We start from the raw sequence: 24,694 nt of genomic DNA, 5'->3' as shown, positions 1-24,694 counted from the left end.
TTGCTTTTTAGCGGTTACGCAGGCCTTCGAGCAACTGGTGCGTCGGATACCCATCCGCCGGCCAGCCAAACGACTGCTGGGCGCTGCGGATCGCTTTGCGCGTGTTGGCGCCGATGATGCCATCGGCGTTGCCCGCGTCGTAGTTCTGGGCGCTCAGCAGGCTTTGCAATTCGATCCGCTCGGTACGGCTCAACGGCAAATCATCTTTCGGCCAGGTGCCGTTGATCAGACCCGCACCGTTGAAACGCTCGGACAACAGACTCACGGCCAATGCGTAGGACGACGAGTTGTTGTACTTGAGGATCGCGCGGAAGTTGTCGAGGACCAGGAACGCCGGGCCACGGTAACCGGCCGGCAGCAGCAGGGCGGCTGACAGGTGCTCGGAGCCTGCCGGAGCCTGACCGCCATTGGGCAGGGTGACGCCCAGTTGCAGCCATTCAGCGACGCTCTTGCGAGTCGTGCCATCGGCCAGGACGTAGTTGAAGCCACTCGCCAGTTGCACTTCGAAGCCCCACGGCTGGCCTTTCTGCCAGCCGGAGCTTTGCAGGTAGTGTGCAGTCGAGGCCAACGCGTCGGCCGGGCTGCCCCAGATGTCGCGGCGACCATCGCCATCGAAGTCCACGGCGTGGGTGTTGTAGGTGGTCGGGATGAATTGGGTCTGGCCCATGGCGCCAGCCCAGGAACCGAGCATTTTCTCAGGATCGATATCGCCTTGTTGCAGGATCTGCAGGGCGGCGATCAGTTGTGCGTGGGCAAATCCGGGACGCCGGCCTTCATAGGCCAGGGTCGCCAGGGAGTTGATCACCGACTTGTTGCCCTGGAACTGTCCGAAGTTACTTTCCATGCCCCACACCGAGACCAGTGCCTGACGGTCGACGCCGTAGCGCTGTTCGATGCTTTGCAGGATGTCGGCGTACTGGCCGACCAGCGCCTGACCATTGCGTACCCGCAGCGGCGAAAGGGCACCGTCGAGGTATTCCCAGACCGGGCGGGAGAATTCCGGCTGGCTGCGGTCGGCACGGATCACGCTGGTGTCCAGGCTGACATTGGCGAAGGCGCGATCGAACAGGTCGGCGCGGATGCCGGCGGCCAGCGCATCCTTGCGGAAACCCGCCTGCCATTCGGCGAAGGTCTGGGTTGGCTGGATGTCGAGGTTTTCACCGGTCGGAACCACGGGCGGAATGACCGCAGGGGCTGTCGCGACGGGAGGGGTCTGAAGCGGCTTGGCGTCGGCTGCGGTGGGTTTTTCCGCGCAGGCAACAAGCAAAATGAGGCTGGAGGCAGCTATCAGTTGGCGCAGGGGCCAACGACGGGAAATACAAAGGGGCATGCACGGGTCCAGAGAGTACGAATCAGGTGCAGACCTTAACATGCCTGCGGAATGAATCGGTTATCCGGCAAACATTTGGGCTGAGACTTGTCAGCCGGCTGACCAACCTAATCCCATTTCACCCTCACTTCAACTGTCAGCTGTAACAGCTATTCGACCCATAGTTCCGCGTGTTGAATAGCGGTGTGCAGGCGTAAACCAGGCTACTCCTGCGTCTGATACTCCTTGAAAACAGGTACCGAAATGAAAAGATTACTACCCTTGCTAATGGCTTTTTCGCTGGGCGGTTGTTCAACAAACAGTCCGTCGAACACCCAAGAAGGGGCGATGACAAGCAGCCCTTCTGCGACGGAGTCTGTAGCGCCTTTTTCCGCGACCATGACAGGAGCGCAGGTTGCCGCAGAGCTGGAAAAGCGATATCGAGATACCCGCGACAACTGTGGGTCGGCCTCTAAAGCTGCGTTTCTTTGCACTGGTTTGATCCTGCGCGGGACGGAGCCTTCGACCCAATACGATGCCTGGAACCCGAGCCCGACTTCGGTAGCCAATGGCGGTGTTTCCTTTACCTACCTTCGCTCTGACTACAAGGTGAAGCGACTTGCTTATACCTATGACAGCGGCTTTATTTTTTATCCAATCCTGAGCACCCCGCCGGGAAAACTGAATATAGAAATACTTTGTTTTTTTCCGGTGGATGGCTCTTCCAACGCCCGGCCAAACGGCGGATGTGGGGCGCATCCGAGCTATCCGACGGTCAGCAAGAGTTGCGAGCAGCAGAGCCTGATTATCGACACTGCGGGTAAATGGGAAGCGAAATATCGGAAGGATGCTTCTACGGGTAATAAATACGAATCCATGTGTTCATTCAATGTCCGGGACGCTGAAAACAATGCTGCAACTCCGCGATTTCTGGAAGGCATGCGCGCCGGACGCCTCATTTCCCCTGACGCTTTTAATACCCCCAATGACACGAAGCTTAAAACGTGGGCGCAGAACATACCTGGCCAGTTGCCAATCGAAGCGTTTTTCTACACAAAGTCTAAAGGTCTTGCGGGGGCACAACTTTACCAGCGACGTTTCCGGGCTTTAACGGGCGTAACGATACCGATCATTTATATTCCGCTGCCTCAGACGCTGGAACAATCAGCCACGTTTGCTTTTCGTGCGGCTGATCAAACTCAGTAACAGGGGATTATTGGCAAAAAAAGGGGGGCGTTTCGAGGGGGGAGGGCGACGGGTGTGCAGGTTCAGGCCGCCAGAAAGTAAGAAGCCTCCCAGCTATTAGACTGGAAGGCTTCGCGGCGGTAGCTGCCTTTGCCCTTGCCGGCGGGTTCCTGACGGCTGCGGAACAGTGGCTGGGCGATGATGGATTTGGCCTTGTTGGGGCCATGCCTGGATGGCTTTTTGCTCATGATGATTTCTCGCAAGTGAGTGGGTTTTGCGGTGCAAATCATCGGCCGAAGTTGGGGTTCTGTCTAGACCCCACATTGTGTAGGACCTTTCGGACGCCTTCGCGGGCAAGCCTCGCTCCTACAGGTTTTGCACGGAACTGTAGGAGCGAGGCTTGCCCGCGAATGGCCGTTATGCGATCGAAAGCCTTATTCGGAAGGCAACGTCAGCCGTTGGCCGGCCATCAACAACGACAACCGACTCAAACTCATCCACGGTGAGCCGGCGGCCTGGCCTTTGATCTGTGCGTCGATGCGCTGCGCTTCCAGCAATAACTGCGCCCAGCGTTGCGCCGAGTAGCGTTGCAGGGCTTTGCTCATCAGCGGTTTGCGTTTGTCCCAGACCGGCGGTCGGGCAGAGCTGAAGGCTTTGTCCAGCGGCACACCCTGGCTGTATTGCAGCGAAAGGTTGGCCAACAGACGCAGCTCCCGAGCCAGCGCCCAGAGAATCACAGGTGGTTCGACACCTTCACCACGCAGCCCTTCGAGCATGCGCAGGGCATGGGCCGCTTCACCGTTGAGGATCGCGTCGGTCAGGCCGAAGACATCGAAGCGTGCACTGTCGGCCACTGCCGCTTGCACGGTTTCAACTGTGATCTGACCACCTTCGGCCATCAGTTTGAGCTTTTCGATTTCCTGGGCGGCAGCCAGCAAATTGCCCTCGACCCGTGCGGCGATCAATTCGACGGCGTCCTGGCTGGCGGAAAGCCCGGCCTGGGACAGCCGTTGACGGATCCAACTCGGCAACTGGTTGGCCTCTACCGGCCAGATTTGCACGAACTGAGTCTGCTGACCTTCGATCAGCGCCTTGCCCCACTTGGTTTTCTGCGCACTGCCATCAAGCTTGGGCAGGCTGATCAGCAACACCGTGTCTTCGGCCGGTCGCGAGCAGTACTCGATGAACGCGGCGGCACCTTTGTCACCCGGTTTGCCGGACGGCAGACGCAGTTCCAGCAGACGCTTTTCGGCGAACAGCGACATGCTCGCGCCGGCCTGCAGCAGCGTACCCCAGTCGAAACTGGCGTCGGCGGCGAAGACCTGGCGCTCGTCGAATCCCTGTTGGCGGGCGGCGGCACGAATGGCGTCGGCGGCTTCCTGACACAGCAGTGGGTCATCGCCACTGATGATGTAGACCGGCGCGAGGGCACCTTGCAGGTGTTTGGCGAGTTGGGCGGGGGCGAGTTTCATAGGCGAGGGCAAACGGGGCGCCTGAGCGCCCCGTAAGTCTTACTGCTGCGGCAGTTCGATAGGCGACTGGCGCGGGGTTGCCGCTTCAGCCTTCTGCGCCGCTTCCAGTGCATCGGCTTCAGCCTTGGCTTTGGCGTTAGCGGTCTGTTGCAGCTGATCCAACTGAACCGGAGTGAGCTGTTGCAGGCGCAGCATCATGCGTTGAACCAGTTCACGACGGGTTTCCTTACGGGCGTCGTTGGATTCCTGGTCGGAACCCACCAGGTTGCTGCCGTCGTGGATAAAGATTTTTTGCACTTCGAGTTTGTCGCTCAGCAGCGTCAGGTTGCTCTCACCACGGATGTCGTAGCTCAGCACTGTGCTCACCTGATACTCGCCAGTACGACCGGCACCGGCATAGCTCAAGATGCGCTGGCTTTCCTGCTCATCGGTCAGCACCAGCTTGTAAGGTGCGCCGCTGTAGACCTTGACGCCGCTGCTTTGCAGCACCTGACGCAGTTGCGTCACGACTTCGCCGTAGGCATTGCGGGCACTCAGGTCGAGTTCCTTGAACGCCAGTTCAGTGGTGCCGGTGCCGCGCAGCTGGAAACCGCAGGCGCTCAACAGGACCGCAAGGCCCATCACCAGCAAATTGCGTTTGATCATCTTGTTGCTCCCCTTGAAACCAGGTGGGCCGATCATGCGGCCCGAAAGGTTTTACGCGGCGCCAGGCTCACCTGGCGCCTGATCCAATTAGCTGGCGACGATATTGACCAGTTTCCCGGGCACTACGATCACTTTACGAATAGTCAGACCGTCGACAAAGCGCAGTACGTTCTCGTTGGCCCGTGCAGCGGCTTCGACTTCTTCGCGACTGGCACTGGCGGGCATTTCAATATGGCCGCGCAGTTTGCCATTCACTTGAATGACAAGCTGCAGACTGTCCTGCACCAGAGCGCTCTCGTCCAGTACCGGCCAACCTGCATCGATCACTGGTTCGGCGTGACCCAGCTGATGCCACAGTTCATGGCTGATGTGCGGAGTGATCGGTGCCAGCAGCAGGGTTACGGTTTCCAGACCTTCGTGAATCAATGCGCGATCCTGCTCGGTGCCTTGTGGGGCTTTTTCCAGCACGTTCATCAGCGTCATCACCTGGGCGATGGCGGTGTTGAATTTGTGATGCTGGCCGACGTCCTGGCTGGCTTGTCTGATGGCCAGGTGGATCGAGCGACGAGTGGCTTTCTGTTCGTCGTTCAGCGAGGCGATGTCCAGTTTGCCCGACAAGCCCTGGCCGACGTGGGCTTGCGCCAGACGCCAGACGCGCTTGAGGAAGCGGTGCGACCCTTCGACGCCGGAGTCGGACCATTCCAGGCTCATGTCAGGCGGCGAGGCGAACATCATGAACAGGCGGCAGGTGTCTGCACCGTACTGATCGATCATAGACTGCGGGTCAACGCCGTTGTTCTTGGACTTGGCCATTTTCTCGGTGCCACCGATTTCCACCGGCAGGCCGTCGGAAATCAGTTTGGCGCCAATGATCTTGGCCTTGCTGTCGCGCTCGAGTTCGACGTCCGCCGGGTTGAACCAGGTGTAACTGCCGTTGGCTTCGCGACGGTAGTAGGTCTCGGCGATCACCATGCCTTGGGTCAGCAGGTTCTTGAACGGCTCGTTGGAGCTCACCAGGCCTTCGTCGCGCATCAGCTTGTGGAAGAAGCGCGCGTACAGCAGGTGAAGAATGGCGTGTTCGATACCGCCGATGTACTGATCCACCGGCAGCCAGTGGTCGGCCGCGGCTTTTTCCACCAGGCCGCCTTCATAGTGCGGCGAGGCGTAACGGGCGTAGTACCACGAGGACTCGACGAAGGTGTCCATGGTGTCGGTTTCACGCTTGGCAGGCTGACCGCATTTCGGGCAGGTGCACTCGTAGAACTCAGGCATGCGTGCCAGCGGCGAACCGGCGCCGTCCGGTACAACATCTTCGGGCAGTACGACGGGCAGTTGATCTTCCGGGACCGGCACATCACCGCAGGTGTCGCAGTGGATGATCGGGATCGGGCAGCCCCAGTAGCGCTGGCGGCTGATGCCCCAGTCGCGCAGGCGGAACTGAGTGCGCGAGGCGCCAAGGTTCTTCTTGATCAGCGCGACTTCGATGGCGTCGAAGGCACCTTCGAAGTCGAGGCCGTCGAACTTGCCGGAATTGATCAGCGTGCCGTGCTCGCCGTAGGCGTCCTGCCATGGCGACGGGTTAGTGCCGCCGGAGCTGGTACGCACTACCGATTTGATCGGCAGGTTGTACTGGGTGGCGAACTCGAAATCACGTTCGTCGTGCGCCGGGACGGCCATTACCGCGCCATCGCCGTAGTGCATCAGCACATAGTTGGCGACCCACACCGGGAGTTTCTCACCGGTCAGCGGGTGCTCGACGAACAGCGAGGTCGGCAGGCCTTTTTTCTCTTGAGTGGCGACGTCGGCTTCGGCGACGCTGCCGCCCTTGCATTCAGCGATGAACGCTTGCAGCTCAGGGTTGTTCTGCGCGGCCAGGGTCGCCAGAGGGTGTTCGGCGGCTACCGCGACGTAGGTCGCGCCCATCAGGGTGTCCGGGCGGGTCGTGAAGACTTTCAGTACGCCGGCTTCGCCGATGGAATCGACGTTGTACGGGAACTGCACTTCCATGCCACGGGACTTGCCGATCCAGTTGCGCTGCATGGTCTTGACCTGTTCAGGCCAGCCAGTCAGCTCGTCGAGGCTTTCCAGCAGCTCATCCGCGTAAGCGGTGATCTTGAAGTAGTACATCGGAATTTCGCGTTTTTCGATCAGCGCGCCGGAACGCCAGCCGCGACCGTCGATCACCTGTTCGTTGGCCAGAACGGTCTGATCGACCGGGTCCCAGTTCACGGTGCCGTTCTTACGGTAGATCACACCTTTTTCGAACAGGCGAGTGAACAGCCATTGTTCCCAGCGGTAGTAATCAGGCTTGCAGGTGGTGACTTCGCGGGACCAGTCCACCGCCAGGCCCAGGCTGCGCAACTGGGTTTTCATGTAGGCGATGTTTTCGTAGGTCCACTTGGCGGGCGCTACGTTGTTCTTCATCGCGGCGTTTTCCGCCGGCATGCCGAAGGCGTCCCAACCCATGGGTTGCAGGACGTTTTTGCCTTGCATGCGCTGGTAGCGTGAGATCACGTCGCCGATGGTGTAGTTGCGCACGTGCCCCATGTGTAGCTTGCCGCTGGGGTAAGGGAACATCGACAGGCAGTAGAAAGTCTCCTTGCCTGGCTGTTCACTGACTTCAAAGGACTTTTGCTCGTCCCAGAACGACTGGGCGGCGGCTTCGATTTCACGGGGCTGATATTGTTCGTGCATGGCTACTTTTGAACTGAATAGGGGTGGCCTAATCCTCTTCAATGCAACGCCGGACGGTGATCACGCCAAATCGGCGTTTCGGTGTCCAGGCGAGCTGGAAGTGGAGTTACAGGAAGCGCCGTAGCATACATGACCGCGCTCTACCGAGGGAAACCCTGATTACTGCTGCGGGTCGCCCAGAACCCGCTGCGAGGGCCGTTGGTCGCAGCGCTCAGCCGGTTTGTTCATGGAAGCTAAGCTCTAAATGGGGAGTGAGTCTTATCTTCAATGAGGTGAGGGATGGTTGAGTCACGGCAAAAAGTTACAAAACCGGAGCTGTACGAAAGATTGATCGATCGTCTGGGAATGGCCCTGGACGCGGCAAAAACCGCTGACCGGTTACGCGATGAGCGTCCGCTGGAGCTGGAATTGCGAGGCTTGAGCCCCGCAGAGTTTGCACTGGTCAAGGCGTATCTCGATCGCAGTGAACGTGAGACACACGGATGCTTGTCTGAAGCAGTGAAGCAACTCGACGCACCACGTTCGGCCACGATCATCTGGCTCAAGGACAAAACACCCGGCAGGGACGCGGTAAAGGTCCGGTCTCTGCAATTCAAGTAAGGGCACTTGAAGCCATGACGTATAGTTTTTTGAAGCATAGTCCTTCCGCATTTGTTGTCGCATTGCGTCAACCCACTTAGGCTTCGGGCATCTTTTGGAGATGCTCGATGCCTTTTCGATATTTCGTTAAACAACTTCTGCTGCCCCCCGGCATTCTTTTGCTGTTATTGGTGCTTGCCTGGTGGTTACGCCGCTCAAGGCCGCGCCTTGCCGGATTGTGCTTTGCGTTGGGCGTGGGCGGTTTCTGGCTGATGAGCCTGCCGGTGGTGGTGCAGTGGGGCGCCAAGGCGCTGGAACGTGAAGCGCCGTTGGCGCGCGACGAATGGGCAACATTGGCTCAGCACGCCGACGCGATTGTGGTGCTGGGGGCGGGGCGTGAACGTGGCGACCTGGCTTGGGGCAGCGACCAACCGACGGGTGTGGCGCTGCAGCGCGAGCGCTATACGGCGCGGCTGGCCAAGGCATCGGGCTTGCCGGTCTTGACCAGTGGCGGCCTGCATTACGGCACGCCGCCGACTGAAGCCAGGTTGATGGCCGACTCGTTGCAAGATGATTTCGGCGTGACCGTGCGTTGGCAGGAAGGGCGCAGCCGCACCACTTGGGAGAACGCGCAGTTCAGCGCCGAGGTGTTGTTGCCGCAAGGAATCAAGCGCGTGGTCGTCGTGACTCAGGCCTGGCACATGCCGAGAGCGGTCTGGAGTTTCAAAAAGGCAGGATTTGAAGTGGTGCCTGCGCCGATGGGGTTTTTAGGCGTGGACAACGCTCGGCCACTGGGCGGCTGGATGCCGGAATTCAAGGCGATCTGGCAGAGCGGGCAGTTGATGAATGAGGCGGTGGGGCAGATCGGTTACTCGATGTTTTACTGATGACCTGTGGCGAGGGGATTTATCGAAACGTCGCACCGCCCCGTTGGGCTGCGGAGCAGCCTTGAAAATGGGCCTGCTGCGCAGTCCAACGGGGATAAATTCCCTCGCCACAAAAGCTGACTTAAACAGTCTTGGCCATCCGGCTCGCGATCAGCGCCCAGCCAAACAACAGCACGCAAACAATGATCAGCGGCCACGAACGCCATTGCAGATAAGGCGTCAGGTTGTGCATGGGCACCACTTCACCGTACAGAATGCCGCGTTCGAACTGCGGGATCTGCACGGTGATCTGGCCGAACGGGTTGATCAAACCGGTCACGCCGTTGTTGGTGGCGCGGATCATCCAGCGACCGGCCTCAAGCGCGCGCATCTGCGCCATCTGCAAGTGTTGCAGCGGGCCGATGGAAGTGCCGAACCAGGTGTCATTGCTGATGGTCAGCAGCAAATCGCTACGCGCCGCGAGGCTGGCGGCGAATTCCGGGTAAACCACTTCGTAGCAGATGAACGGCGCAATCTGATAGCCCTTGGCTTGCAGCATCGGCTGATCGGCAGGGCCACGGGCAAAGTCCGACATCGGCAGGTCGAAGAAAGCGATCAGCCCCCGTAACACTTCCTGCAACGGAACGTATTCGCCAAACGGCACCAGTTTCTGCTTGAGGTAAGTGCCATCGCCTTCACCCGCCACGGTAATACCGTTGAAGAAGCGCTTCTCGTGATGGACTTCCTGGCGGATCGGTACGCCGGTAATCAGTGCGGATTTACGCTCTGCAGCGAAGTTTCCCATCATGTTCAGGTAGCCCTCGGCGGACTCCTTGAGCACCGGGATGGCCGTTTCCGGCCAGATCAGCAAGTCGACCGGTTTCGAGCTGAAGCTCATGTCGCGGTACAACGCCAGTTGCGCGTTGAGCTGCGCCGGGTCCCACTTCATGCTCTGTTCGATGTTGCCCTGAATCGCCGCGACACTCAGCGGTGCGCCCGCCGGGCTGGTCCAGGCATGCTCCTTGAGCGCCACGCCGGCCACCCAAGGACCGACCAGCAGCAACACACCTGCGGCGATGAAACCTTTGCGTTTCGTTTTGAGCAGACGCAAAGCGTTATAGATCAGCGCGGCCGTCAAGGCCAGGGTGAAGGAAATCAGCCACATCCCGCCGACTGGCGCGAGCCCGGCCAGCGGGCCATCGAGCTGGCTGTAACCGGAATAGAGCCAAGGGAAACCGGTCAGGAACCAGCCGCGAAAGGCTTCCTGGCCGACCCATAACGCCGCGAACGCCAAGGCGTCGGCCAACGGCGCTTCGTTACGGCGCAGCCAGCGCGCCCAGATCCAGGCGGGCAGGGCGAAGAACCAGGCAATCGCCGCCGTGAAGATCAGCATCAGGAAACCGGCCAGAAGCACTGAAGCGCCGCCGAAGTGGTGGATGCTGTAGTAGATCCAGCTGGTGCCGGCGCCAAACAGACCGAAACCGAAGCACCAGCCACGTCCCAGAGCCTGGCGGGGGTTCAGTTCACGCAAGCCGGCATAGAAGAAGCCGACCGCCAACAACGCCAATGGCCAGATATCGAACGGCGCCAGGGCCAGGGTGGTGATTGCACCGGCCACCACGGCCAGCAGATTACCGGGCCAGCCGGGGCGGGTTACGCGGAGCAAGGGGTGTGTCATCAGCTATTTCCTGTATCGCGCCGGGCCTGCTGTTACGCAGGGCAAGGCGCGAGGAGTGTGGTTTGATTTTTCAAATGAGCGACGAGTAACGCAGCCCTGCGTAACAGCAGACCCGGCCCTTCGGGTTGCGCCTGAAAGCGGGCCATGCTGCGTTGCAGTCCTTGGAAAGGGAATGCCATTCCCTGCGGACTGCGCCTTGCCTGGCCCGCTTTCAGGCGCAACGCGATGCAGGAAATAGCGGATGACACACCCCTAATCCTTAACGGGCAATTGGAGTCAGGCGCAGCAAATGGATTCGACGGCTATCCGCATTGAGGATACGGAAGCGATAAGGGCCGATTTCAGTGATTTCGTTGCGTTTTGGCAGGTGCCCGAACGCACTCATCACCAGACCGCCGACGGTGTCGAATTCGTCATCGGAGAATTGGCTGTCGAAGAACTCGTTGAAGTTCTCGATCGGCGTCAGGGCCTTGATCAGGAAGTCACCGCTGGGCAGCGGCTTGATGTAGCTGTCTTCTTCGACGTCATGCTCGTCTTCGATGTCGCCGACGATTTGTTCCAGCACGTCTTCGATGGTCACCAGGCCCGCCACACCGCCGTATTCGTCAATGACGATGGCCATGTGGTTGTGGTTGGCCCGGAACTCGCGCAGCAGCACATTCAGACGCTTGGATTCGGGCACGAACGTGGCCGGGCGCAACAGGTCCTTGATGTTGAAGTTGTCGCCGTTCTCCTTGAGGATCAACGGCAACAGGTCTTTGGCCAACAACACGCCCATTACGTCATCGTGGCTTTCGCCGATCACCGGGTAGCGGGAGTGGGCCGAGTCGACCACGGCAGGCAGGAACTCGCGGGGTGTCTGGGTCGCCTTGATGCTGATCATCTGCGAGCGCGGGACCATGATGTCCCGTACTTGCAGGTCAGCCACCTGGATGGCGCCTTCGACGATGGCCAGCGCTTCGCTGTCCAGCAACTTGTTTTGGTGTGCATCGCGCAGCAGCTCCAGCAGCTCCTGGCGGTTCTTCGGCTCGTGGGCAAAAGCCTGGGTGAGCTTACCCAGCCAAGACTTTTGCCCGTTGCTCGATCGATCTTCGCTCATAGCGATTACTCTGAATCCTTTGTTGTAACGATAGGGGATGCGTCTGTTTCGTCGTCTGCATAAGGGTCGGGATAGCCCAACTCTGCAAGCAACGTGCGTTCCAGTGCTTCCATTTCTTCGGCTTCGTCGTCATCTATATGGTCGTAACCCAGCAGATGCAAGCAGCCGTGAATGACCAGATGCGCCCAATGGGCCTTTAGTTCCTTGCCTTGTTCGGCAGCTTCGCGGTCGACCACCGCCACGCAGATCACCAGATCGCCCAGCAGCGGGATATCCAGAAATTCATCGGGGACATCGGCGGGGAACGAAAGAACGTTAGTGGCGTAATCCTTTTGCCGCCAAGTGTGGTTCAGCTCGCGACCTTCCTCTTCATCGACCAGGCGAATGGTCATTTCGGAGTCGGCTGTGCGCTGGCGCAGGGCCAACTCACACCATTGGCGGAACTCGGCTTCGCTTGGGGCAGACGCTTCGGTAGCCAGTTGCAGATCAAGCTCAAGCATCGCGGCGGCTATCCTTCGGGGCTTCATCGGCTACGCGGTTTTCGAAGCGCTCATAGGCTTCGACGATGCGTTGCACCAGTGGATGGCGCACAACGTCCTTGGAATTGAAATGGGTGAAGCTGATGCCCGGCACGTCTTTAAGTACCTCGATCACATGGTGCAGCCCGGACTTGGTGCCTTTTGGCAGGTCGACCTGGGTGATGTCACCGGTGATGACCGCCGTGGAGCCGAAGCCGATCCGGGTCAGGAACATCTTCATTTGCTCGACGGTGGTGTTCTGGCTTTCGTCGAGGATGATGAAACTGTTGTTCAAGGTGCGACCGCGCATGTAGGCCAGCGGCGCAACTTCGATCACTTGACGCTCGATCAACTTGGCGACGTGTTCGAAGCCGAGCATTTCGTAGAGAGCGTCGTAGAGCGGGCGCAGGTAGGGGTCGATCTTCTGTGACAGGTCGCCGGGCAGGAAGCCGAGCTTTTCGCCCGCTTCAACCGCCGGACGCACCAGCAGGATGCGGCGAATCTGCTCGCGTTCCAGCGCGTCTACCGCGCAGGCAACGGCCAGATAGGTCTTGCCGGTACCGGCTGGGCCGATGCCGAAATTGATGTCGTTGCCGAGGATTTCCTTCACGTAGCGCAACTGATTCAAGCCGCGAGGGCGAATCATGCCTTTTTTGGTGCGCAGGGCCACGGAGGGTTCGCCGGGGGAAGCGTTGTCCAACTCTTCGACGGCCGATTCCTGCAGGAACAGGTGAACGATGTCCGGCGACAGCTCGGTACCCTTGGTTTCCCGGTACAGGCGGCGCAGGAGGTTTTCCGCGGAGGTGGTGTGCTTGGGTTCGCCGATCAGTTCGAACTGGTTTCCGCGGTTGCGGATCTCGATGGTCAGGCGCTGTTCGATCAAGCGCAAATGCTCGTCGAATTGCCCGCACAGATTGGCGAAGCGGCGAGCCTCAAAGGGCTCGAGGATAAAACGATGTGGTTCTATGGGTGCGTTCAAGGTCGTATTTAGCCGCCCTGGGGCAATTAAGATGAAATCAAGGATAACGCCAGTGGCCTGGGTGCGAAAGCTCTTAAATAACCCAATGTCGATCACAGTCCTGTAGGAGCGAAGCTTGCTCGCGAAGGCGGCATTACAGACGACTCATAGGTTGAATGTCAGTCAGCCTTCGCGGGCAAGCCTCGCTCCTACGGGTTTTGTGGTGGTTATTTAATCAGCGAGCCCCGCAGCGAGTGCGGCTGGGCGGCGTCGATGTGCACGTCGGCAAACTGGCCAATCAGCGTAGGAGTGTCGCAGCGGAAGTTGACGATACGGTTATTCTCGGTCCGGCCTTGCAGCTCGCCGGGGTCTTTTTTCGAATAATCGGTCACCAGGATCCGCTGGATCGAACCGACCATTTGTCGGCTGATCTCGAAACCTTGCTGGTTCAGGCGATGTTGCAGCGCATTCAGGCGTTCTTTCTTCAACGCTTCCGGCGTTTCGTCGGCCAGATCGGCAGCCGGAGTGCCCGGGCGCTGGCTATAGACGAACGAGTAGGAGAAGTCGAAACCGACGTCTTCGATCAGCTTCATGGTCTGTTCGAAGTCTTTTTCGGTCTCGCCCGGGAAGCCGACGATGAAGTCCGAACTGATGCAGATCCCCGGCACGGCGGCACGCAATTTGCGCAGTTTGGATTTGTATTCCAGCGCGGTGTGGTTGCGCTTCATCGCCGCCAGGATTCGGTCCGAGCCCGACTGCACCGGCAAGTGCAGATGCTTGACCAGTTCCGGCACGTCGGCGTGGGCCTGGATCAGGCTGTCCGAGAATTCCAGCGGGTGTGAGGTGGTGTAGCGGATGCGGTCAATGCCATCGACGGCGGCCACCACGCGAATCAGTTCGGCGAGATCCGCCAGGCGGCCATCGTGAGTGGTCCCGCGATAACCGTTGACGTTCTGGCCCAGCAGGGTCACTTCGCGCACGCCGTTTTCGGCCAGGTGGATGACCTCGGCGATCACGTCATCGAACGGTCGGCTGACTTCTTCACCTCGGGTGTAAGGCACCACGCAGAAAGTACAGTACTTGCTGCAGCCTTCCATGACCGACACGTAGGCGCTTGGGCCATCGATGCGCGGCTCTGGCAAGTGGTCGAATTTTTCGATTTCCGGGAACGAGACGTCGACTTGCGGCAGTTTGGTCGCGCGCGCGGCGTCGATCATTTCCGGCAGACGGTGCAAGGTCTGCGGGCCGAAGACTACGTCCACGTAAGGGGCGCGGTCGCGAATCGCAGCGCCTTCCTGGCTGGCCACGCAACCGCCAACGGCGATGACCATGTCCGGGTTTGCCAGTTTCAGTTCGCGCCAGCGGCCGAGTTGGGAGTACACACGGTCTTGGGCGCGTTCGCGGATCGAACAGGTATTGAGCAGGATTACGTCGGCATCTTCAGCGCGAGCGGTGACTTCCAGGGCCTGATGTTCACCCAGCAGATCGACCATGCGCGAGCTGTCGTACTCGTTCATCTGGCAACCGTGGGTTTCGATGTAGAGCTTCTTGGCCATGGAAAGAGTCGTCACGTGATTCAAAGAACCGCGCATTATAGGGAACATGTCCCAAGGTTCCTACCGCTGTGCGTCCGGTGGCTATGCTATAGTTCGCGCCCTCATTTTTATCCCCGATGTGTTGCTCGCCTGCCATGACCAAACGTGAAGCTCCAATCTACAAGGTGATTTTCCTCAATCAGGGCCAGGTGTACGAAATGTATGCCAAGCAGATCTATCAAAGTGATCTGTGGGGCTTCCTGGAAGTGGAAGAGTTCGTCTTTGGCGAGCGCACGCAAGTGGTCGTCGATCCGAGCGAAGAGAAGCTCAAGGCTCAGTTCGAAGGCGTTGTGCGCAGTTTTGTACCGATGCATTCGATCGTGCGGATCGACGAAGTCGAGCGCCTCGGCACGCCGAAAATCAGCGAAGCCCGCGGTGCGGTCGGCAATGTCATGCCGTTTCCGATGCCGATGCCTGAGAAGTAAATAACAGTCTTGAGGCTGACGGGCTCTCTTCTGTGGCGAGGGGATTTATTGTGGCGAGGGGATTTATCCCCGTTGGCTGCGAAGCAGCCCTGCCATCAGCCAATGCATTCTTTCAAGCGGATCGCATTCGCTGACTTTACGACTGCTGCGCAGCCGGACGGGGATAAATCCCCTCGCCACATTCAGGGCAGGGGCGAAAACGGCGTACGCCCATCGGCGCTTTGTAATTCCATCAGGTATTTGCGGAAGATTTGCCCGAGCACCTGGGTAGCCACCTCAAGTTCTTCGCGGGGCATTTTCTCGGCGACTTCGTCGGCGGTGTCCAACGCATCTTCAGCGCCATTGACCGCAGCCATTTTCAGCACGATATAAGCCTGGATGTTATTGGCTGGTACGCCTTCGCCGTGGAAGAACATGGTGCCGAGTTTGAATTGCGCCTGGGCGTGGCCTTGCAGCGAGGCCTTTTCGAAGTAGCCCAGGGCTTTTTTGAGGTCGCGCGGCGCGTTTTTGCCGTCGTAGTAGAACTCACCCAACTCGTATTGCGCTTGCGCATCCCCTTCATCCGACGCTTTCTGGCAGGCGGCGAGAGCCTGCGCCAGGTCTTGCGGCTGAGTATTGAGGGTGCAACGACCCATCGCTGGGATTAACAACGAGTTGCCGCCTGCTTGTGCGAGCGCGAGCAGGGGCTGAAGGAGCAACAGGCAGCCCAATGCAAGGGCGCGGCCGGTGCGGTTCATGGGAATCGACTTACCTCTGAAGGGCGCGCGGACCCATCGAGGATCCAATAAGCGCGCATTATGAAATAAGCAGGGCCAACCTTACAAAGTCTTTACTCGTTTTTCTGCTGCGCGGGGAATATATCGCCCACTTTGCTGGGGTATTGAGCAGAAGCGTAGGAATAAGGGCGTAAAGGTAGGTGAAAGTTGACGCTGGCAATCGCCAACGTCAGCGGAACAGCATTATTTCAATGCGGCAAATGCACGCTCGGCGGCATCGAGCGTCAGTTTCAGCTCGGTTTCGCCATGGGCGATCGAGGTGAAGCCCGCTTCGAAGGCGCTCGGCGCCAGGTACACGCCGCCCTCGAGCATCAGGTGGAAGAAGCGCCCAAACAGGGCGGCGTCGCTGGCCATCACGTCATCGAAGGTCACGATATCGTCGGCGCCGCTGAAGTACAGACCGAACATGCCACCGGCTTGTGTGGTCACGAACGGAATGCCCGCCGCATCGGCGCGCTGTTGCAGGCCATCGAGCAGGCGACTGGTGTAGTCGCTCAGCTCGGCGTGGAAACCCGGGCGGCTGATCAGTCGCAGGGTCGTCAGACCGGCAGCCATGGCCAGCGGGTTACCCGACAAGGTGCCCGCCTGATAGACCGGACCCAATGGCGCGATGTGCGACATGATTTCGCGCTTGCCACCGAAGCAGCCCACCGGCATGCCGCCACCGATGATCTTGCCGAAGGTGGTCAGGTCAGGCTTCACGCCGTAGTGGGCTTGGGCGCCGCCGAGGGCGACACGGAAACCGGTCATCACTTCATCGAAAATCAACACCACGCCATGCTTGTCGCACAGGGTCCGCAGGCCTTCGAGGAAACCTGGCGCCGGTGGCACGCAGTTCATGTTGCCAGCCACTGGCTCGACGATGATGCACGCCACTTCCGGGCCGACTTCGGCGAGCAGGGTTTCCACGGCGTCAATGTCGTTGAACGGCAGGGTCAGGGTGTGTTTGGCGAAGGCTGCCGGCACACCGGCCGAGCTCGGCACGCCTTGGGTCAGGGCGCCGGAACCGGCCTTGACCAGCAGGCTGTCGGAATGACCGTGGTAGCAGCCTTCGAACTTGATGATGCTGTCGCGGCCGGTGAAACCACGGGCCAGGCGGATCGCGCTCATGGTCGCTTCGGTGCCGGAGCTGACCATGCGCACCATTTCCATCGACGGCACGATCGAGCAAACCAGATCAGCCATCTGGGTTTCCATCTCGGTCGGGGCGCCGTAGGACAATCCGTGCTCAAGCTGTTTGCGTACCGCGTCCAGCACGTCCGGATGACTGTGACCGAGAATCATCGGCCCCCAGGAACCGACGTAATCCACATAACGCTTGTCGTCTTCGTCGGTGACGTAGGCGCCTTCGGCGTGTTTGAAGAACAACGGCGTGCCGCCGACGCTTTTGAACGCGCGAACAGGCGAGTTCACGCCACCGGGGATGTGTTTCTGGGCATTGGCAAACAGGGTTTCGGAACGAGACATGATCGGGCTCTCAAAAATCAGGAATTGAACAATTCGTTAAAGGCGCGGGCGCGGCGCGTCACTTCGGCAGTGCTCTCGGCGCCAAACAGGCCATGGACTACCGCCAGCAGATCGACCCCATGGGCCACCAGCGGCGCGGCGTTGTCCAGGGTGATACCGCCGATCGCGCAGATCGGCAGGTGCAGTTTGCTGCGGGCCTGGTCGAGCAGTTCGAGGCTGCAGGTCGGTGCGCCGGGTTTGGTGTTGGAGTTGAAAAAACGACCAAAGGCGACATAGCTGGCGCCTTCTTTGGCGGCTTGCTCGGCGAGTTCAAGCTGAGCATGGCAGGTCGATCCGATGATCGCCAGGCGACCGAGCATCGCGCGGGCCGGGGTCAACGGGCCATCAGTCTGGCCCAGGTGCACGCCGACGTTCAGGCGCGCGGCCAGTTCGGCATCGTCGTTAATGATCAGCTGGGTCTTGTAGCGATCGCACAGATCGCGCAGCGTTTCGGCCTCGCGCAGGCGGCGGGCTTCGTCGCTGCTCTTGTCGCGGTATTGCAGCAGGGTGACGCCGCCTTCCAGCGCCGCCTCCACGTACGAAAGAAATTTACCGGCCAGCAGCTGGCTATCGGTAATGGCGTACAGGCCACGTAGTTTCATCGGACAAGCCTCACCGCATTACGAATAGAAAGTTACGAACAGAAATCCAGCGGCAGGCGGCGCGGCACGAACTGGCCTTTGCCTAGCTGCTCCGCGTCACGCAGGGTACGCCAAGTGTAGTTAAGTGCCGACTGTACGGCGCTGGCGAGGTTTTCACCCAGGGCCAGACGCCCCGCCAGGGCGCTGGCCAAGGTGCAACCGGAACCGTGATAACTGCCGGGCAGACGTTGGCAGGTGAAGGTTTCGCGGTGACCGTCGCGGCTGTACAGGCGATTGTGGATTTCGTGTTCATCGCCATGGCCGCCAGTGATCAGCAGGTGTTTGACGAACGGCAGGAGTTTTTCAGCGCACTCGTCCGCGGTGCCTTCGGGCAGTTCGGCGAGGATGCGGGCTTCAGGAAGATTAGGGGTGGCGATGATCGACAGGGGCAGCAGGCGTTCGCGCATGGCGTAGCCGACTTCGTCCTTGCCCAGGCGTCCGCCGCCGCCAGCGCGCAGCACCGGGTCGCAGACCACCGGCAAATGCGGGTGCGCCGACAGCAGTTCGACCACGGTGTCGACCATTTCCAGGGAACCGAGCATGCCCAGTTTGACCGCTGCTACCGTCGAGTCGTTGAGCACGGCATTGGCCTGGGCCAACACCCACTCACGGTCGAGGACGCGGAAGTCAGTGACGTTGACCGTGTCTTGCACAGTCAGGGCGGTGACGGCCGGGGCCGCATGACAACCCTGAGCGAGCAGGGCTTCGATATCTGCCTGCAAGCCGGCGCCACCACTTGGGTCGTGGCCGGAGAGACAGAGGACAACGGGGCGAGAGCTGTAGATATTCATGGTGCGCGAGCTTACCACCAAACATCTTTTTCGGGTGTTGACCAATAAGCCGTGGAACGAGAAAAGGCGTGCGCCCTCAGGCCATTGTCACACGCTGATCGGGTAAACAGCTCTATCTCAACGCATTGCGCTGGAACGCCCGTGCTAGAGCCTTTTTAGGAAAAATTTTAATAGTGCTCAATGGCCATCAATGGCTATGCTAGAGTGGATCCAAACCAATGACAGGTAATACCGGTTTTACGTCTACTCAAAAGGAATGAGGGGCTTCCTGAGATAACCGGACAGGCCACGCTGGGGCTTAAATGCGCTATTTGCTGATGTTGCTGTTGTGCTTGCCCCTCATGGCGAGTGCCGTCGAGTTCGATGAATTCACTCAAAGCCTTCCCCTAGGCCGAACCCTCCAAGTGTTCGAAGACGCGGGCGGTCAGGCGACCATCGCCGATGTCCGTGCGCACGCCGCGGCTGGAAACTTCAAACCCCACGACAAAGCCACCCTCAACGCCGGTTACTCGCGTTCAACGTTCTGGTTGAAAATCGACCTGCATTACCGCCCGACCCACTCCGCGGTGCAACGCACCTGGCTGCTGGAACTGGCCTATCCGCCCCTTGATCACCTTGATCTGTACTTGCCCGATGCTGCTGGTGGCTATCAGTTGGCCCGACAGACCGGTGATGCCTTGCCGTTCGCCACTCGCGAGATCCGCCAGAACAACTACCTGTTCAATTTGAACTTCACCGCTGATCAAGCGCAAACCGTGTACCTGCGCTTGCAGAGTGAAGGGTCGATCCAGGCACCAGTCACCTTGTGGTCGAGCACGGCTTTCCTCGAAAAACAACCGGTCCGACTCTATGTGTTGGGGCTGATCTACGGCGTGTTGCTGGGCATGTTGGTCTACAACCTGTTCATCTACCTCAGCGTGCGCGATACCAGTTACCTCTATTACATCTTCTACATCGCCTCGTTCGGCCTGTATCAGCTGTCGGTAAACGGCGCAGCCGTGGAATATTTCTGGCCGGACAACCCGTGGTGGGCCAACGCCGCCACGCCGTTTTTCATCGGTTGCTCGGGGCTCTTCGGCAGCCAGTTCGCCCGTAGTTTCTTGCAGATCACAACGTACAGCCGTTGGCTCGACCGCTTGCTGTTGGCATTGATTGCGTTCAGCGCGGTGGTGGTCGGGTTGTCATTGATGGCCAGTTACGCCCTGGCCTTGCGTCTGGCGACAGCGCTGGCACTGACCTTCACCCTAGTGATTTTTGCCGCAGGGATTTTCGCCTGGCTGCGTGGCCTGCGAGTGGCGCGGTATTTCATCATCGCCTGGTCGGCCTTCCTGCTCGGCGGCATCGTCAACACCCTGATGGTGCTGGGTTACTTGCCGAACGTATTCCTGACCATGTATTCCAGCCAGATCGGCTCGGCGATTGAAGTGGCGCTGCTGTCCCTGGCACTGGCCGATCGCATCAACGCCATGCGCGAGCAACAGGCGCAGACCCTGTTCGATGCCGGTCAAAAGCTCGAAGTGCTGAACCAGCAACTGGCTCACAGTAACAAGCTCAAGGACGAATTCCTCGCCACCCTGACCCACGAACTGCGCACGCCCATGAATGGCGTGATCGGTTCGCTGGAACTGATGCAGACCGTCGAGATGGACCCGGAGTTGGAGCAATACCAGCAAACAGCCGCGGGTTCGGCGCGAGACATGATGCGCATGGTCAACGGCATCCTGACCCTGACCGAGTTGCAGGCCGGCAAACTCAAGGCGTATTCGGCCACCTTCAGTTTGCGCGGCGTGGTTGAGGCTTTGCGCCTGCAGTTCGAGGGCAACGCTCTGAGCAAATCGCTGGACTTCAAAGTCGACGTGACGGCGGGGCTGCCGGATCGCTTGCACGGCGACAGCGCCAAGTTGGCGCAGTGCGTGGAATGCCTGCTGGATAACGCGATCAAGTTCACTCGAACTGGCGGGTTAGCGCTGCGGGTGACGGGTAAACCGGTGGAGCCCAACCGACTGGCACTGTCCTTTGCGGTGATCGACACCGGCATTGGCTTCACCGATCTGGGGGAGGCGACCCTTTATCAGCGCTTCTTCCAGCTCGACGGCTCGATGACCCGAGAATACGGTGGTCTGGGCGTCGGCCTGGCGATCTGCCGGCAATTGGTGGAATTGCTCGGCGGGCGCCTGACTCACCGCTCCGAGCCTGGCCGGGGCAGCCGTTTCCAGCTCGACGTCGAGTTCGAACTGCCCGTGGTGGAGCGGCCGTCGACTCGGGAATTTCCTCGCCTGCGACTGCCTCAGGACTGCAGGGTGCTGCTGGTCGATGACAACAGCATCAATCAATTGGTGATGCGCGGGATGTTGCTCAAGCTGGGGTTCCGGGTGCGCACCGCCGACAATGGGGCTACCGCGCTCGATCACTTGCAGCGCGAAACCTTTGATGCGGTATTGCTCGATTGCCAGCTAACACCTCTGGACGGCGCGTCCCTCTGTTGCCAGATCCGCGCGTTGCCGGGTTGCACCGAATTGCCGGTATTCGTAATTGCCTTGAGCATTGATCGGGAACGCTGCCCTACTGGAGCCTTGATCGATTACCTGAACAAACCGGTGAAGTTCGAGGACCTGCAGGCAGCGCTTTACCGTCGCGTGCTGTGTCCAAAGCAAGGCGAAAGCGCCGACAGTTAGGCAGATATGACACTTTGTTCAGCCAAGAGGCGGTGCTTAACTGAAGTCCCTTGGCTAACCAAAGGAGCCCCGTCATGAACCTGCATCAGTTCGCCGAAACCCACGAAGTCACCAACCAGCCACCGTCGCTGGACGGCATCAACCTGTATCGCATCGACCTGCCGTTGCAGGAATGGTCACGGCGTTTCGGGGCCGGGTGGGCCGAGTCGCGGATCGACGTTTACGGCGCACTGGCCGGCGGGCCGCTGATGGAAGCGGGGTTCCTGGCCAATCAGAACAAGCCGGTTTTCAGCAGTCATGACCGTTACGGCCATCGCATCGACCTGGTGGAATTTCACCCGGCCTATCACGAACTGATGCGCACGGCGGTCGAGCACGGTTTGACCTCGTTGCCCTGGGCGCATCCGCAGTCCGGCGCCCACGTCGCCCGCGCCGCCATGACCTACCTGCACAGCCAGGCCGAAGCCGGTAGTGGTTGCCCGCTGACCATGACCTTCGCCAGCGTCCCGGCGATGCGTTTGCAAGCGGATCTGGCCAAGCAATGGCTGCCGAAAATCCTCTCTACCGAATACGACCCGCGCAACGTTGGCATGGCCCACAAGGCCGGGGTCACGATCGGTATGGCGATGACCGAGAAACAGGGCGGCACTGACGTGCGGGCCAACACCACCAAGGCTTATCCAGTCGGCGCCAGTGGTCCGGGCCAGGCGTATGAGCTGGTGGGTCACAAGTGGTTCTGTTCGGCACCGATGTGCGATGCCTTCCTGACCCTGGCCCAGACTGACAAGGGTTTGACCTGTTTCCTGCTGCCGCGCCACCGTCCGGACGACACGCGCAATCAGTTCTACATACAGCGCCTGAAGAACAAACTCGGCAATTGCTCCAACGCTTCCAGCGAAGTGGAGTTCCGTGGTGCGCTGGCGTGGATGGTCGGCGAGGAGGGGCGGGGCGTTCCGACCATTATCGAAATGGTCGCCATGACCCGCTTCGATTGCATGGTCGGTTCCAGCTCGTTGATGCGTCAGGCCCTGACCCAGGCCAGCCATCACTGCGCTCACCGCAGAGTCGGCGGTAAGTTGCTCAGCGAACAACCCTTGATGCAGAACGTACTGGCCGACCTGGCCCTGGAAAGCGAAGCCGCACTGGCCTTGAGCCTGCGCATGGGCAGGGCGCTGGATCATCTGGATGATGACCATGAAGGCAAATTCGCTCGGCTGGTCACGGCGGTAGGCAAGTACTGGATCTGCAAACGCGCACCCGGAATGATCAATGAAGCCGCCGAATGCATGGGCGGTGCCGGTTATGTCGAAGACAGCATCTTGCCGCGGTTGTACCGTGAGGCACCGGTCAATTCGACGTGGGAAGGTTCCGGCAACGTGCAATGCCTCGACGTTTTGCGAGCGTTGTCGAAGGAACCGGGTGTGCTCGATGTACTGTTCAGCGAGTTGGGCGATGGTCATGGCGACAAACGTCTGGCCTCACACATCAGTCAATTACACACGGCCTTCAAGGACACCCGCGACATTCAATACCGCGCCCGCCAGCTCTGCGAAGATATCGCCTTGGGCCTTCAGGCCAAGCTGTTGCTGGAAGCCGGCAACAGCGCCGTCAGTGATGCGTTCATTGCGAGCCGCTTGGGTTCCGCCGGTCGGGTGTATGGCGCGTTGCCACCTGGGCTGGATGTGGAAGCGATTGTGGCCCGGTCGACCCCACAGGGTTCCCGTGAAGCGATGATGCAGGCAAGATGAAGGTCTGCAAGTCAGAACACAGGATGCTGATCGTGACCGAAGCTTTTATTGTCGTTCAAACCGCCGAGCAAGCCGTGGATCGGCTTGCGCTCTTGCACAATCGTGCAACCACCGCGCTGAATCAGGCGCTCAAGCGTTACCTCAAGGATCGTGTCGAACCGGACGCCGAACAGCGTGCGATGTTTCGTTATCCTGAACTGCGTTTGACCTACCTTTGCCAGGGCGAAGTTCCACAGACCACTCGCGCCTATGCCAAGGTTCAGCTGCCCGGAACCTACAGCGTCACCGTCACCCATCCTGCGGCCTTCCGCAAATACCTGCTGGAACAACTCGTTCCTTTGATGCATGACTTCACCGTGACGGTGGAAGTCGGTATCAGCCAGCAAAACATTCCTTATCCGTACGTGGTTGAGCAGGGCGATGAACTGGCCGGCTCCGGCGTTACCGCTGCCGTGCTGGCGCGGGTGTTCCCAAGTACCGACCTATCGGCCGCGACCGATGGCATCGCCGATGGTTTGTACGATTGGGAAAACACCGATCCACTGCCCCTGGCCCTGTTCGATGCCGCGCGGGTGGATTTCTCCCTGCGCCGCCTGGTGCATTACACCGGCAGCGACTGGCGCCATGTGCAACCGTGGATTCTGCTGACCAACTACCACCGCTATGTTGACCAGTTCATCGTCCATGGTCTGGAGCAGTTGCGCAGCGATCCGCGTTTCGTGCGCATGGTTTTGCCGGGTAACGTCATCATCGAAAAGAGCATGGACCATGGCGAAGCCTCGGCGATTGCTGCGGGCGTGGTCTGGCACCGTTATCAAATGCCGGCCTATCACTTGATCGCCACCGACGGACATGGCGTGACCCTGGTGAACATTGGTGTGGGGCCGTCCAACGCCAAGAACATCACTGACCACCTGGCGGTGCTGCGTCCGCATTGCTGGCTGATGATCGGTCACTGTGGCGGTTTGCGTCAGTCGCAGACCATTGGCGATTACGTGCTGGCGCACGCTTACATGCGTCGCGACGGGATTCTCGATCGGGTCGTGCCGCCAAATATTCCGATTCCGGCCCTGGCCGAAGTACAGATGGCGTTGCAACAAGCGGCGGCCAACATCACCGGTGAGAAGGGCGACGAGCTGAAAAAACGCCTGCGCACCGGCACCGTACTGACCTACGACGACCGTAACTGGGAATTACGCTGGGCTCAGGAACGTCCGCTGATCAACCTGTCTCGCGCCGTGGCGGTGGACATGGAAAGCGGCACCATCGCCGCGCAAGGTTATCGCTTGCGGGTTCCGTACGGCACGTTGCTCTGTGTCTCGGACAAACCGTTGCACAGCGAAATCAAGCTGCCGGGTTCGGCCAACGCTTTCTATGAGCGCGCGGTCAGCCAGCACTTGAAGATCGGCATCGAGGCGGTGGACTTGTTGCGCACCGAGCTCAATTCTCTGCACTCACGCAAACTGCGCAGCTTCGACGAGCCGCCGTTCCGCTAACGGTTTGTCGTGGTCATTTGGCGGTCGGGGCACTAGCA

At 59.7% G+C, this 24,694-nt stretch carries 21 protein-coding genes; 7 read left to right on the top strand and 14 right to left on the bottom strand.

Going from position 1 to position 24,694, the window contains the following annotated elements; all coding sequences use genetic code 11:
- Window positions 1-7: 7 nt before the first annotated feature.
- Window positions 8-1,330 (bottom strand): lytic murein transglycosylase, encoded by a 1,323-nt coding sequence (locus ACYZTR_RS24800; protein ID WP_461974650.1) that lies wholly within the window; start codon window positions 1,328-1,330, stop codon window positions 8-10.
- 243 nt (window positions 1,331-1,573) lie between these two features.
- Here ACYZTR_RS24800 and ACYZTR_RS24795 point away from each other — a divergent pair, with 243 nt between their 5' ends.
- Window positions 1,574-2,515, top strand: a complete 942-nt coding sequence (locus tag ACYZTR_RS24795; RefSeq protein ID WP_461974648.1) for a halovibrin HvnA — start codon at window positions 1,574-1,576, stop codon at window positions 2,513-2,515.
- A 62-nt stretch (window positions 2,516-2,577) separates the two neighbouring features.
- On the opposite strand, the gene arfA is transcribed toward ACYZTR_RS24795, so the two are convergent.
- From arfA to leuS, 4 genes are all read right to left on the bottom strand, one after another.
- Entirely contained in the window at window positions 2,578-2,742 is a 165-nt protein-coding gene (arfA, locus tag ACYZTR_RS24790) for an alternative ribosome rescue factor ArfA (RefSeq protein ID WP_461974646.1), read from the bottom strand.
- Between the two features lie 186 nt (window positions 2,743-2,928).
- Window positions 2,929-3,966: a DNA polymerase III subunit delta gene (holA, locus tag ACYZTR_RS24785; RefSeq protein WP_461979881.1), complete on the bottom strand. Its 1,038-nt coding sequence runs from the start codon at window positions 3,964-3,966 to the stop codon at window positions 2,929-2,931.
- Between the two features lie 39 nt (window positions 3,967-4,005).
- Window positions 4,006-4,611, bottom strand: a complete 606-nt coding sequence (locus ACYZTR_RS24780) for an LPS-assembly lipoprotein LptE (protein WP_461974644.1) — start codon at window positions 4,609-4,611, stop codon at window positions 4,006-4,008.
- Window positions 4,612-4,698: 87 nt separating this feature from the next.
- Window positions 4,699-7,305 carry a leucine--tRNA ligase gene (leuS, locus tag ACYZTR_RS24775; protein ID WP_461974642.1) on the bottom strand — a complete coding sequence of 869 codons (2,607 nt, stop codon included), beginning with the start codon at window positions 7,303-7,305 and terminating at the stop codon, window positions 4,699-4,701.
- Between the two features lie 279 nt (window positions 7,306-7,584).
- Between leuS and ACYZTR_RS24770 the strand changes: the two genes are divergently transcribed.
- Complete coding sequence (locus tag ACYZTR_RS24770) at window positions 7,585-7,905, top strand: hypothetical protein (RefSeq protein WP_461974640.1); 321 nt, start codon at window positions 7,585-7,587, stop codon at window positions 7,903-7,905.
- Between the two features lie 107 nt (window positions 7,906-8,012).
- The gene (locus tag ACYZTR_RS24765; RefSeq protein ID WP_461974638.1) at window positions 8,013-8,771 is read left to right on the top strand and encodes a YdcF family protein; all 759 of its coding nucleotides are present in this window, start codon (window positions 8,013-8,015) and stop codon (window positions 8,769-8,771) included.
- Between the two features lie 121 nt (window positions 8,772-8,892).
- Here the strand turns inward: ACYZTR_RS24765 and lnt are convergent, their stop codons facing one another.
- The 5 genes from lnt to miaB all read right to left on the bottom strand — a co-directional run bounded on the left by lnt (window position 8,893) and on the right by miaB (window position 14,559).
- Window positions 8,893-10,428 carry an apolipoprotein N-acyltransferase gene (gene lnt / locus ACYZTR_RS24760; protein ID WP_461974636.1) on the bottom strand — a complete coding sequence of 512 codons (1,536 nt, stop codon included), beginning with the start codon at window positions 10,426-10,428 and terminating at the stop codon, window positions 8,893-8,895.
- A gap of 259 nt (window positions 10,429-10,687) precedes the next feature.
- Window positions 10,688-11,527: an HlyC/CorC family transporter gene (locus ACYZTR_RS24755; RefSeq protein ID WP_064675727.1), complete on the bottom strand. Its 840-nt coding sequence runs from the start codon at window positions 11,525-11,527 to the stop codon at window positions 10,688-10,690.
- 5 nt (window positions 11,528-11,532) lie between these two features.
- Window positions 11,533-12,027 (bottom strand): rRNA maturation RNase YbeY, encoded by a 495-nt coding sequence (gene ybeY, locus ACYZTR_RS24750; protein ID WP_461974634.1) that lies wholly within the window; start codon window positions 12,025-12,027, stop codon window positions 11,533-11,535.
- Complete coding sequence (locus tag ACYZTR_RS24745) at window positions 12,020-13,024, bottom strand: PhoH family protein (RefSeq protein WP_461974632.1); 1,005 nt, start codon at window positions 13,022-13,024, stop codon at window positions 12,020-12,022. Before ACYZTR_RS24745 ends, ybeY begins: the two co-directional genes overlap by 8 nt.
- 206 nt (window positions 13,025-13,230) lie before the next feature.
- Window positions 13,231-14,559 carry a tRNA (N6-isopentenyl adenosine(37)-C2)-methylthiotransferase MiaB gene (gene miaB / locus ACYZTR_RS24740; protein ID WP_461974630.1) on the bottom strand — a complete coding sequence of 443 codons (1,329 nt, stop codon included), beginning with the start codon at window positions 14,557-14,559 and terminating at the stop codon, window positions 13,231-13,233.
- A gap of 134 nt (window positions 14,560-14,693) precedes the next feature.
- Here miaB and ACYZTR_RS24735 point away from each other — a divergent pair, with 134 nt between their 5' ends.
- Window positions 14,694-15,023 (top strand): DUF1820 family protein, encoded by a 330-nt coding sequence (locus ACYZTR_RS24735; RefSeq protein ID WP_007894425.1) that lies wholly within the window; start codon window positions 14,694-14,696, stop codon window positions 15,021-15,023.
- Between the two features lie 182 nt (window positions 15,024-15,205).
- Here ACYZTR_RS24735 and ACYZTR_RS24730 read toward each other — a convergent pair whose 3' ends face one another.
- The 4 genes from ACYZTR_RS24730 to ACYZTR_RS24715 all read right to left on the bottom strand — a co-directional run bounded on the left by ACYZTR_RS24730 (window position 15,206) and on the right by ACYZTR_RS24715 (window position 18,737).
- Window positions 15,206-15,760 carry a tetratricopeptide repeat protein gene (locus tag ACYZTR_RS24730; protein ID WP_461966423.1) on the bottom strand — a complete coding sequence of 185 codons (555 nt, stop codon included), beginning with the start codon at window positions 15,758-15,760 and terminating at the stop codon, window positions 15,206-15,208.
- Window positions 15,761-15,982: 222 nt separating this feature from the next.
- Complete coding sequence (hemL, locus tag ACYZTR_RS24725; RefSeq protein ID WP_461974628.1) at window positions 15,983-17,266, bottom strand: glutamate-1-semialdehyde 2,1-aminomutase; 1,284 nt, start codon at window positions 17,264-17,266, stop codon at window positions 15,983-15,985.
- A gap of 17 nt (window positions 17,267-17,283) precedes the next feature.
- Window positions 17,284-17,907 carry a thiamine phosphate synthase gene (gene thiE, locus ACYZTR_RS24720; RefSeq protein WP_461974626.1) on the bottom strand — a complete coding sequence of 208 codons (624 nt, stop codon included), beginning with the start codon at window positions 17,905-17,907 and terminating at the stop codon, window positions 17,284-17,286.
- A 32-nt stretch (window positions 17,908-17,939) separates the two neighbouring features.
- On the bottom strand, window positions 17,940-18,737 hold the full coding sequence (locus ACYZTR_RS24715) for a hydroxymethylpyrimidine/phosphomethylpyrimidine kinase (RefSeq protein WP_449645737.1): 798 nt from the start codon (window positions 18,735-18,737) through the stop codon (window positions 17,940-17,942).
- Window positions 18,738-19,039: 302 nt separating this feature from the next.
- Here ACYZTR_RS24715 and ACYZTR_RS24710 point away from each other — a divergent pair, with 302 nt between their 5' ends.
- From ACYZTR_RS24710 to amn, 3 genes are all read left to right on the top strand, one after another.
- Window positions 19,040-21,412: a 7TM diverse intracellular signaling domain-containing protein gene (locus ACYZTR_RS24710; RefSeq protein WP_461974624.1), complete on the top strand. Its 2,373-nt coding sequence runs from the start codon at window positions 19,040-19,042 to the stop codon at window positions 21,410-21,412.
- A 74-nt stretch (window positions 21,413-21,486) separates the two neighbouring features.
- Window positions 21,487-23,160, top strand: a complete 1,674-nt coding sequence (locus ACYZTR_RS24705) for an acyl-CoA dehydrogenase family protein (RefSeq protein ID WP_461974622.1) — start codon at window positions 21,487-21,489, stop codon at window positions 23,158-23,160.
- On the top strand, window positions 23,157-24,656 hold the full coding sequence (gene amn, locus ACYZTR_RS24700; RefSeq protein WP_461974620.1) for an AMP nucleosidase: 1,500 nt from the start codon (window positions 23,157-23,159) through the stop codon (window positions 24,654-24,656). The genes ACYZTR_RS24705 and amn overlap by 4 nt, the downstream gene beginning before the upstream one ends.
- The last annotated feature ends 38 nt before the right edge of the window (window positions 24,657-24,694 follow it).

This window comes from Pseudomonas sp. Hz4, assembly GCF_054898165.1.
The sequence above is the reverse complement of the archived record's forward strand: the minus strand, read 5'-3'. Positions and strand labels throughout refer to the sequence as shown.

Bases quoted from the DNA above. Each gene is read 5' to 3' on its own strand.
- ACYZTR_RS24800 (WP_461974650.1), bottom strand. From the start codon at position 1,330: ATGCCCCTTTGTATTTCCCGTCGTTGGCCCCTGCGCCAACTGATAGCT.
- ACYZTR_RS24795 (WP_461974648.1), top strand. From the start codon at position 1,574: ATGAAAAGATTACTACCCTTGCTAATGGCTTTTTCGCTGGGCGGTTGT.
- arfA (WP_461974646.1), bottom strand. From the start codon at position 2,742: ATGAGCAAAAAGCCATCCAGGCATGGCCCCAACAAGGCCAAATCCATC.
- holA (WP_461979881.1), bottom strand. From the start codon at position 3,966: ATGAAACTCGCCCCCGCCCAACTCGCCAAACACCTGCAAGGTGCCCTC.
- ACYZTR_RS24780 (WP_461974644.1), bottom strand. From the start codon at position 4,611: ATGATCAAACGCAATTTGCTGGTGATGGGCCTTGCGGTCCTGTTGAGC.
- leuS (WP_461974642.1), bottom strand. From the start codon at position 7,305: ATGCACGAACAATATCAGCCCCGTGAAATCGAAGCCGCCGCCCAGTCG.
- ACYZTR_RS24770 (WP_461974640.1), top strand. From the start codon at position 7,585: ATGGTTGAGTCACGGCAAAAAGTTACAAAACCGGAGCTGTACGAAAGA.
- ACYZTR_RS24765 (WP_461974638.1), top strand. From the start codon at position 8,013: ATGCCTTTTCGATATTTCGTTAAACAACTTCTGCTGCCCCCCGGCATT.
- lnt (WP_461974636.1), bottom strand. From the start codon at position 10,428: ATGACACACCCCTTGCTCCGCGTAACCCGCCCCGGCTGGCCCGGTAAT.
- ACYZTR_RS24755 (WP_064675727.1), bottom strand. From the start codon at position 11,527: ATGAGCGAAGATCGATCGAGCAACGGGCAAAAGTCTTGGCTGGGTAAG.
- ybeY (WP_461974634.1), bottom strand. From the start codon at position 12,027: ATGCTTGAGCTTGATCTGCAACTGGCTACCGAAGCGTCTGCCCCAAGC.
- miaB (WP_461974630.1), bottom strand. From the start codon at position 14,559: ATGGCCAAGAAGCTCTACATCGAAACCCACGGTTGCCAGATGAACGAG.
- ACYZTR_RS24735 (WP_007894425.1), top strand. From the start codon at position 14,694: ATGACCAAACGTGAAGCTCCAATCTACAAGGTGATTTTCCTCAATCAG.
- ACYZTR_RS24730 (WP_461966423.1), bottom strand. From the start codon at position 15,760: ATGAACCGCACCGGCCGCGCCCTTGCATTGGGCTGCCTGTTGCTCCTT.
- hemL (WP_461974628.1), bottom strand. From the start codon at position 17,266: ATGTCTCGTTCCGAAACCCTGTTTGCCAATGCCCAGAAACACATCCCC.
- thiE (WP_461974626.1), bottom strand. From the start codon at position 17,907: ATGAAACTACGTGGCCTGTACGCCATTACCGATAGCCAGCTGCTGGCC.
- ACYZTR_RS24715 (WP_449645737.1), bottom strand. From the start codon at position 18,737: ATGAATATCTACAGCTCTCGCCCCGTTGTCCTCTGTCTCTCCGGCCAC.
- ACYZTR_RS24710 (WP_461974624.1), top strand. From the start codon at position 19,040: ATGCGCTATTTGCTGATGTTGCTGTTGTGCTTGCCCCTCATGGCGAGT.
- ACYZTR_RS24705 (WP_461974622.1), top strand. From the start codon at position 21,487: ATGAACCTGCATCAGTTCGCCGAAACCCACGAAGTCACCAACCAGCCA.
- amn (WP_461974620.1), top strand. From the start codon at position 23,157: ATGAAGGTCTGCAAGTCAGAACACAGGATGCTGATCGTGACCGAAGCT.